General features: G+C 68.9%; 7 protein-coding genes. 6 read left to right on the plus strand and 1 reads right to left on the minus strand.

Going from position 1 to position 6,882, the window contains the following annotated elements; translation table 11 throughout:
- The 6 genes from BGO22_RS17625 to BGO22_RS17650 all read left to right on the plus strand — a co-directional run.
- A partial coding sequence (locus tag BGO22_RS17625; protein ID WP_286852009.1) for a substrate-binding domain-containing protein occupies positions 1-925 on the plus strand: 925 nt, incomplete at its 5' end.
- 139 nt (positions 926-1,064) lie between these two features.
- Positions 1,065-1,826, plus strand: a complete 762-nt coding sequence (locus BGO22_RS17630; protein WP_070398058.1) for an ABC transporter ATP-binding protein — start codon at positions 1,065-1,067, stop codon at positions 1,824-1,826.
- On the plus strand, positions 1,823-2,563 hold the full coding sequence (locus BGO22_RS17635; protein ID WP_070398057.1) for an ABC transporter ATP-binding protein: 741 nt from the start codon (positions 1,823-1,825) through the stop codon (positions 2,561-2,563). The genes BGO22_RS17630 and BGO22_RS17635 overlap by 4 nt, the downstream gene beginning before the upstream one ends.
- Positions 2,560-3,546: a branched-chain amino acid ABC transporter permease gene (locus BGO22_RS17640; protein WP_070398056.1), complete on the plus strand. Its 987-nt coding sequence runs from the start codon at positions 2,560-2,562 to the stop codon at positions 3,544-3,546. The genes BGO22_RS17635 and BGO22_RS17640 overlap by 4 nt, the downstream gene beginning before the upstream one ends.
- 131 nt (positions 3,547-3,677) lie before the next feature.
- Positions 3,678-4,775 (plus strand): branched-chain amino acid ABC transporter permease, encoded by a 1,098-nt coding sequence (locus BGO22_RS17645; protein WP_070398055.1) that lies wholly within the window; start codon positions 3,678-3,680, stop codon positions 4,773-4,775.
- Complete coding sequence (locus tag BGO22_RS17650) at positions 4,772-5,644, plus strand: alpha/beta fold hydrolase (protein WP_070398054.1); 873 nt, start codon at positions 4,772-4,774, stop codon at positions 5,642-5,644. Before BGO22_RS17645 ends, BGO22_RS17650 begins: the two co-directional genes overlap by 4 nt.
- Before the next feature lie 10 nt (positions 5,645-5,654).
- On the opposite strand, the gene hemH is transcribed toward BGO22_RS17650, so the two are convergent.
- Entirely contained in the window at positions 5,655-6,743 is a 1,089-nt protein-coding gene (gene hemH / locus BGO22_RS17655) for a ferrochelatase (RefSeq protein ID WP_070398053.1), read from the minus strand.
- Positions 6,744-6,882 lie beyond the last annotated feature (139 nt).

A 6,882-nucleotide genomic window follows, 5' to 3' on the forward strand; every position in this document is an offset into this window, starting at 1 on the left:
CGCCTACGCCGACGACAAGGTCGACCTCGCCATCGGCCCCACGGCCTCACCCGTGGCGCTGGCCATGCTCCCGGTGGCCGAGGAGTACCGCAAGATCCTGCTGGTGGAGCCCGCCGTGGCCGACTCCATCACCGGCGACAAGTGGAACAAGTACATCTTCCGCACCGGCCGCAACAGCAGCCAGGACGCCGCCGCCAACGCCGTGGCCCTCGATGCCCCGAACAACGTGATCGGTGTGCTGGCCAACGACAACGCCTTCGGCCGCGACGCCGTGAAAGCCTCCAAGGACTTCACCAAGAAGGCCAAGATCGTGCACGAGGAGTACCTGCCCGTGGGCACGACGGACTTCACCGCCGGCCTGCTGCGCCTGGTCGACAAGCTCAAGGACCAGCCGGGCAACAAGTACATCTCGGTGGTGTGGTCGGGCGCACCCACGCCCTTCCCCAAGATCGCCGAGATGGAGCTGGACAAGCGCTACGGCATCAAGCTCGCCACGGGCGGCAACATCCTGCCGGCCATGGTGGCCTACAAGCAGTTCCCGGGCATGGAAGGCGCGCTGTACTACTACTTCGGCATCCCCAAGAACCCGGTCAACGACGCCATGGTGGCCGAGCACTACCGCCAGTTCAAGCAGCCGCCGGACTTCTTCACCGCCGGCGGCTTCTCGGCCGCCATGGCGGTGGTGACCGCGCTGAAGAAGACCAACGGCGACACCAACAGCGAGAAGCTCATCCAGACCATGGAAGGCATGAGCTTCGAGACGCCCAAGGGCACCATGACCTTCCGCAAGGAAGACCACCAGGCCATGCAGAGCATGTACCACTTCAAGATCAAGGCCGACCCGGCCTTCGCCTGGGGGGTGCCTGAACTCGTGCGTGAGATCAAGCCCGAGCAGATGGCGATTCCGATTCGGAATCGCCGGTGATCCCCCTGCGCCGCTGACGCGGCTTCCCCCTTGAGAAGGGGGACAACACCGACGGCCCGGCAAAGCCGGTTCCGTGGTGTTCCTGGAAGGTCGCCGCACCTGCGGCGACCGACTCCCCCTCTTTCGTCGCGGAGTCTTGATGCTGCAAACCTCGAACCTCACGGTCCGCTTCGGCGGGCACGTGGCGGTGAACGCTGTCTCCTGCGCGTTCGCGCCGGGCACGCTCACGGCCATCGTCGGCCCCAACGGCGCGGGCAAGACCACCTACTTCAACCTGATCTCGGGACAGATCAAGGCCACGGCCGGCACGGTCACGCTCGAGGGGCGCGAGCTCACCCCGCTGAGCGCGCCGCTGCGCACGCGCGCCGGTCTGGGCCGGGCCTTCCAGCTCACCAACCTGTTCCCGCAGCTCAGCGTGCGCGAGAACGTGCGCATGGCCGTGCAGGCGCGCGCGGGCGCGGGGCTGGACTTCTTCCGCATCTGGAGCGACCGCAAGGACCTGCTGGACCAGGCCGATGAGATCCTGCGGACCGTGGCCCTGGCCGACAAGGCCGAGGCGCGCGCGGCCAGCCTGCCGCACGGCGACCAGCGCAAGTTGGAGGTGGGCATCCTGATGGCGCTGGACCCCAAGGTCTACATGTTCGACGAGCCCACCGCCGGCATGAGCGTGGACGAGGTGCCGGTGATCCTGAACCTGATCCGCCGCCTCAAGGCCGACAAGAGCAAGACCATCCTGTTGGTGGAGCACAAGATGGACGTGGTGCGCGAGCTGTCGGACCGCATCATCGTGCTGCACAACGGCGAGCTCGTGGCCGATGGTGAACCCGAGGCGGTGATCGCCTCGCCGGTGGTGCAGCAGGCCTACCTGGGCATCAACCCCGAAGAGGAAGTGAGCGCATGAGCGACGCCGCACTGCTGCGCCTCGAAGGTGTGCACACGCACATCGGCGCCTACCACATCCTGCACGGCGTGGACCTCACCGTGCCCGCCAACCAGCTCACCATGCTGCTGGGCCGCAATGGTGCGGGCAAGACGACCACGCTGCGCACCATCATGGGCCTGTGGCACGCGAGCCGGGGACGGGTCACGCTCGCCGGTCAGGACATCACCGCGAAGGCGACGCCCGACATCGCGCAGAGCGGCGTGGCCTACGTGCCCGAGAGCATGGGCATCTTCGCCGACCTGAGCGTGAAGGAGAACATGCTGCTGGCCGCGCGCGGCGCGCGCGCCATCGACGACATCGACCCGAAGCGCCTGGCATGGATCTTCGACATGTTCCCGGCGATGAAGAAGTTCTGGCTGCACCCGGCGGGCAAGCTCTCGGGCGGGCAGAAGCAGATGCTGGCGGTGTCGCGCGCCATCGTCGAGCCGCGCCAACTGCTGCTCATCGACGAGCCCAGCAAGGGCCTGGCGCCGGCCATCATCCAGAACATGATCGAGGCCTTCCGCGAACTCAAGGCCGCGCAGACCACCATCCTGCTGGTCGAGCAGAACTTCAACTTCGCGCGCCAGCTCGGCGACAGCGTGGCCGTGATGGACGACGGCCGCGTGGTGCACAGCGGCGCGATGGCCGAACTCGCCGAGGACAGCGCGCTGCAGGCGCGCCTGCTCGGCCTCTCGCTGGGAGCGCATCAATGAAGGCCCTGACGGACTTCGACTGGAAACCCGTGGCCCTGGTGCCGCTGCTGGCGGCATTGGCGCTGCCGGCCGTGGGCAGCGGCCCGACCTGGCTCACGCTCACCGTGGCCGGACTGGCCATGGGCTTGATCGTCTTCATCATTGCCTCCGGCCTCACGCTGGTGTTCGGCCTGATGGACGTGCTCAATTTTGGCCATGGCGTGTTCATCGCGCTGGGCGCCTTCGTCGCGGTCAGCGTGTTCGGTGGCCTGAACGCCTACGCCATCGCCGACAGCTTCTGGCTCAACCTCGCGGCCCTGGTGCCGGCCATGCTGGCCGCCATGGTGGTGGCCGGCGCGGTGGGCCTGGTGTTCGAGCGCGTGATCGTGCGCCCGGTGTACGGCCAGCACCTCAAGCAGATCCTCATCACCATGGGCGGCATGATCATCGGCGAGGAGCTCATCAAGGTGATCTGGGGCCCGGGCCAGCTCGCGCTGCCGCTGCCCGAGACGCTGCGCGGCAGTTTCCTGCTCGGCGACGCCTCGATCGAAAAGTACCGCCTGCTCGCCATGGCCGTGGGCCTGGCGGTGTTCGCCGCCATGGTCTGGACGCTCAACCGCACCAAGGTCGGCTTGCTGATCCGTGCCGGCGTGCAGGACCGCGAAATGGTGGAGTCGCTGGGCTACCGCATCCGGCGCCTGTTCGTGGGCGTGTTCGTGGCGGGCAGCGCACTGGCCGGCCTGGGCGGCGTGATGTGGGGGCTGTACCAGCAGACCGTGCTGCCGCAGATGGGCGCGCAGGTCAACGTGCTGATCTTCATCGTCATCATCATCGGCGGCCTGGGCTCCACGCTGGGCGCGCTGGTGGGCGCGCTGCTGGTGGGCCTGATGGCCAACTACACCGGCTTTCTCATGCCCAAGGTCGCGCTGTTCTCCAACATCGCGCTGATGGTGGCCATCCTGCTGTGGCGTCCGCAGGGCGTGTACCCCGTGGCGAACAGATGAACACCCCCCGCGCCGCCTTCGGCGTCACCCCCCTGAAGGGGGGCGCAGCCAGTGGCCCGGCACAGCCGGTTCCGCGGCTGCCGCGCCTGACGCCCGCCCCCGTTCTTCGGTCCTGAGAGGCTCGATCCACCATGTTTTCCCGTCTGCTATCCCACGACCTGCCGCGCAGCCGCTGGCTGGCGCTGCTGCTCACGCTGCTGGTGCTGGGCCTGGCCTTCGCGCCTTTCCTGTTTCCCGGCGTGAAGGCGCTCAACGTCGCGGCCAAGGTGCTGATCTTCATCGCGCTGGTGGTCAGCTTCGACCTGCTGCTGGGCTACACCGGCATCGTCAGCTTCGCGCACACCATGTTTTTCGGCATCGGCGCGTATGGCATCGCCATCTCGGCCAGCGCGCTGGGCCCCACCTGGTGGGCGCTGGTCGTGGGCGCCGTGGGCGCGCTGCTGCTGTCCTTTCTGCTGTCGCTGCTCATCGGCCTGTTCTCGCTGCGCGTGCGGGCGATCTTCTTCGCCATGATCACGCTGGCCGTGGCCTCGGCCTTTCTCACGCTGGCCTCGCAGCTGTCGGACATCACCGGCGGCGAAGACGGCCTGACCTTCCGCCTGCCCGAGCTGCTGTCGCCCGGCTTCGCGCTGATGGAGGAGGATTTCCAGGGGCCCTTCGGCGCCGTGCCACTCAACGGCCGCTTCATCACCTACTACCTGCTGTTCGTGAGCGTGGCGGCCATGTTCCTGGTGATGCTGCGCATCGTGAACTCGCCCTTCGGCCGCGTGCTGCAGGCCATCCGGGAGAACGACTTCCGCGCCGAGGCCCTGGGCTACCGCGTGGTGGTCTACCGCACGCTGTCCAACGTGATCGCCGCGTCCTTCGCCACGCTCGCGGGCTGCCTGCTCGCGCTCTGGCTGCGCTACAACGGGCCGGACACTTCGCTGTCCTTCGAGATCATGCTGGACATCCTGCTCATCGTCGTGATCGGCGGCATGGGCACGCTGTACGGCGCCATCATCGGCAGCGTGGTCTTCCTGGTCGCGCAGAGCTACCTGCAAGACCTGCTGCGCTGGCTCGGCGGGCTCTTCGAGGGCCTGCCGCTGCTGCCCGCGCTGCTCACGCCCGACCGCTGGCTGCTGTGGCTGGGCTTGCTGTTTGTGCTGTCCGTCTACCACTTCCCCACGGGTGTCGTCGGCAAGCTGCGCGAGCGCGCGGCGCACCAGGCGACGAAGGAGTCGACATGAACTTCGCCGCTCTCGAACCGCGCTCGCGCTACATCACCTGCGAGGAGCGCGAAATCCACTTCATGGACTGGGTGCCCGCGCAGGCCGGTGGCCCGGTGGTGGTGGCCTGGCACGGCCTGGCGCGCACCGGGCGCGACATGGACCCGCTGGCCGCGCACCTGTGCGCCCAGGGCTGGCGGGTGATTTGCCCCGACACCATCGGGCGCGGGCTGTCGCAGTGGAGCCCGGACCCGAAGGCCGAGTACTGTCTGGACTTCTATGCGCGCCTGGCGAAGTCGCTGGTCGACCAGCTGGGCCTGAAGCAGTTCCATTGGGTGGGCACGTCCATGGGCGGTGCCATCGGCATGGTCTGCGCGGCCGCAGCGCTGCGTGGGCGCATCGAACGGCTGGTGCTCAACGACATCGGCCCACAGCTCGCGGCGCCGGCGGTGCAGCGCATCCGCAGCTACGCGGGCAGTCCCTCGGCCTTCAACACCATGCGCGAGCTGGAGCAGTACTTCCGCGCCGTCTACAAGCCCTACGGCCACTTGCCCGACGCGCAGTGGCGCCTGCTCAGCGAAAGCTCCATGCGCCGGCTGCCCGACGGCCGCGTGACGCCGCACTACGACCCGGCCATGGTGCAGCAGTTCGAGCACCACCCCGAGGACTACGAGCTCTGGCCGGTGTTCGACACCATCGATGTGCCCGTGCTGTGCCTGCGCGGCGCGGAGTCCGACCTGCTGCTGGCCGAGACCGCCGAGGCCATGCGCGACCGCGGACCGCGCGCCCTGGTGGTGACCATCCCCGGCTGCGGACACGCGCCCGCGCTCAACGTGCCCGATCAGCTGGAGCTGGTGCAGCGCTTCCTGAGCGATCCGCGCGCGCACTGAGCGCGCGGGCTCAGTCCTTCGCGCCCAGGGCCAGTGCGCGCTCGCGGCTGGCGGCCCGCTCGGCCTCGTCGGCGGGCGCCGTGGGCCAGCCCTGCAGGTGCCGCGCGGCGATGTCGCCCAGCGCCTGGATCCACTCGGGGCGGTCGTTGAGGCAGGGGATGTAGGCGAAGCGTTCGCCGCCGGCCTGCAGGAAGGCGGCGCGCGCTTCCATGTCGATCTCTTCCAAGGTCTCGATGCAGTCCGCCACGAAGCCGGGGCAGATCAGGTCCACGCTTTTCACGCCCTGGCCCGCCAGCTTCACCAGCGTGGGCTCGGTGTAGGGCTGCAGCCATTGGGCCTTGCCGAAGCGGCTCTGGAAAGTGACGACGAAACGCTCCGGCGCCAGGCCCAGCGCCTGCGCCAGCAGCCGCGCGGTCTTGTGGCACTCGCAGTGGTAGGGGTCGCCGAGGTGCAGGGTGCGCTCGGGCACGCCGTGAAAACTCATCACCAGCCGCTCGGCCTGGCCGTGGGCCTGCCAGTGCTGGCGCACCGAGCGCGCGAGCGCCTCGATGTAGCCCGGGTCGTCGTGGTAGCGGTTGACGAAGCGCAGCTCGGGCACGGCGCGCTGGCGCGCGCTCCAGGCGTTCACGGCGTCGATGAGGCTGGCGGTGGTGGCCCCGCTGTACTGCGGGTAGGCCGACAGCATCAGCACGCGCGTGGCGCCCTGGGCCTTGACCTCGTCGAGCACCGAGGCGATGGAGGGATGGCCGTAGCGCATGGCGTGGCGCACCAGCACCGCGTGCCCGCGCTCGCCCAGGTGGCCCAGCAGGCGCTTGGCCTGCTTCTCGGTCCAGACCTTCAGCGGCGAGCCCTCGGGGGTCCAGACGCTGGCGTACTTGGCGGCCGACTTCGCGGGCCGCACGCGCAGGATCACGCCGTGCAGGATGGGCCACCACAGCAGGCGCGGGATCTCGACCACGCGCGGGTCGGCGAGGAACTCGGCCAGGTAGCGCCGCAGGGCGGCGGGCGTGGGCTCGTCGGGGGTGCCCAGGTTGCACCAGATCACTGCCGTGCGCTCGGCGCGGCCATGGGGGAGGGGCGGTTCGGTCGCGAAGGGCATGCGCTATTCTCTCGCAAGCATGAAAGACGATTCCTTGAGTCTGGAGCCCGCCGGGTCCGGCGCCGCCGCGCTGGAGCCGTCGCGCGTGCGCGCGATCAGCATCGACCTCGACGACACCCTCTGGCCCATCGCGCCCACC

Source organism: Hydrogenophaga sp. 70-12 (assembly GCF_001897365.1).
GTDB lineage: Bacteria > Pseudomonadota > Gammaproteobacteria > Burkholderiales > Burkholderiaceae_C > Hydrogenophaga > Hydrogenophaga borbori.

Coding starts and splice junctions, on each gene's coding strand:
- BGO22_RS17650 (WP_070398054.1), top strand. CDS start 4,772: ATGAACTTCGCCGCTCTCGAACCGCGCTCGCGCTACATCACCTGCGAG.
- BGO22_RS17630 (WP_070398058.1), top strand. CDS start 1,065: ATGCTGCAAACCTCGAACCTCACGGTCCGCTTCGGCGGGCACGTGGCG.
- BGO22_RS17640 (WP_070398056.1), top strand. CDS start 2,560: ATGAAGGCCCTGACGGACTTCGACTGGAAACCCGTGGCCCTGGTGCCG.
- BGO22_RS17645 (WP_070398055.1), top strand. CDS start 3,678: ATGTTTTCCCGTCTGCTATCCCACGACCTGCCGCGCAGCCGCTGGCTG.
- BGO22_RS17635 (WP_070398057.1), top strand. CDS start 1,823: ATGAGCGACGCCGCACTGCTGCGCCTCGAAGGTGTGCACACGCACATC.
- hemH (WP_070398053.1), bottom strand. CDS start 6,743: ATGCCCTTCGCGACCGAACCGCCCCTCCCCCATGGCCGCGCCGAGCGC.